1 pseudogene is annotated in these 1073 nt (G+C 61.3%); it reads right to left on the bottom strand.

From position 1 onward, the window contains the following. A pseudogene (locus GD1_RS24560) lies at positions 1-1071 on the bottom strand (IS630 family transposase); the annotation flags it as partial. Between the last annotated feature and the right edge of the window lie 2 nt (positions 1072-1073).

The raw sequence follows: 1073 nt of genomic DNA, 5'->3' as shown, positions 1-1073 counted from the left end.
TGGTTCGTTTCTGAAATTGTTTGACGGTTGGCCTTTTTCAGGATTTCATCGGCGGTCTTGGTCCAGACGAATGGGTGTTTCCGATTGTTCCAGCCGGTGATGAATTGCCGGATCTTGGCGTTGAGGTCGGTGACGCTGGTGAAGATGCCGCGGCGGATCGCTTGTCGGTCGATGATCGCGAACCACACCTCGATCAGGTTGAGCCAGGAACCCGAAGTCGGGGTGAAGTGGGTGTGGAACCTCGGGTGCGCCTGTAGCCAGGCCCGTACTTCGGGGGTCTTGTGGGTGGCGTAGTTGTCCATGACCACGTGCAGTTCCTGGTCAGGGTAGGCGCGGTCGATCTGCCGGAGGAACGACAGGAACTCCTGGCGCCGGTGTTTCGGCTTGACTGCTGCGGTGACTTGTCCGGTCGCGATCTCCAACGCGGCGAACAACGTCGTCGTCCCGTGACGCTTGTAGTCATGGGTACGTCGTTCCACATCACCGGGCCGGACCGGCAGCATGGGGGCGGTCCGGTCCAACGCTTGGATCTGGCTTTTCTCGTCCACACACAGCACGATCGCATTGTCTGGTGGGGCCAGATACTCCCCCGACCACGTCGGTGACCTTGGCTACCAACTCCGGGTCGGTGGAGAACTTGAATGTCTCGGTTCGCCAGGGTTGTACCCCGTAGGCCCGCCATGCCCGGGCCACCGTGGCGTTACCGATACCGAGGTGCTCGGCCAGCAACCGTGAGGACCAGTGGGTGACCCCGTACTTCTTCGGTGGTGGCTTCAGTGTTGTGGTGATGATCCGTTCGGGATCGACATGTCGGGGTCGCCCGGTCCGAGGGGCATCGTCGAGACCGCATATGCCTTGCTGGATATAGCGTTTACGCCACTTCCATACCGTTGTCGTGGTCGTTGCGGTTGCGTCCGCGATCCGTGCGTTCGCGAGCCCGTCAGCGGCCAGCAACACGATCCGGGCACGCAACGCCAGGCCCGAAGAGATCGTCGTGGCACGCGTCCACGACAACAACACATCCCGATCACCATCCCGAAGGATCAATGCTGGGGCCGGAGAATTCGCCATGC

It is taken from the genome of Gordonia desulfuricans NBRC 100010, from assembly GCF_001485495.1.
GTDB lineage: Bacteria > Actinomycetota > Actinomycetes > Mycobacteriales > Mycobacteriaceae > Gordonia > Gordonia desulfuricans.
The sequence above is the reverse complement of the archived record's forward strand: the minus strand, read 5'-3'. Positions and strand labels throughout refer to the sequence as shown.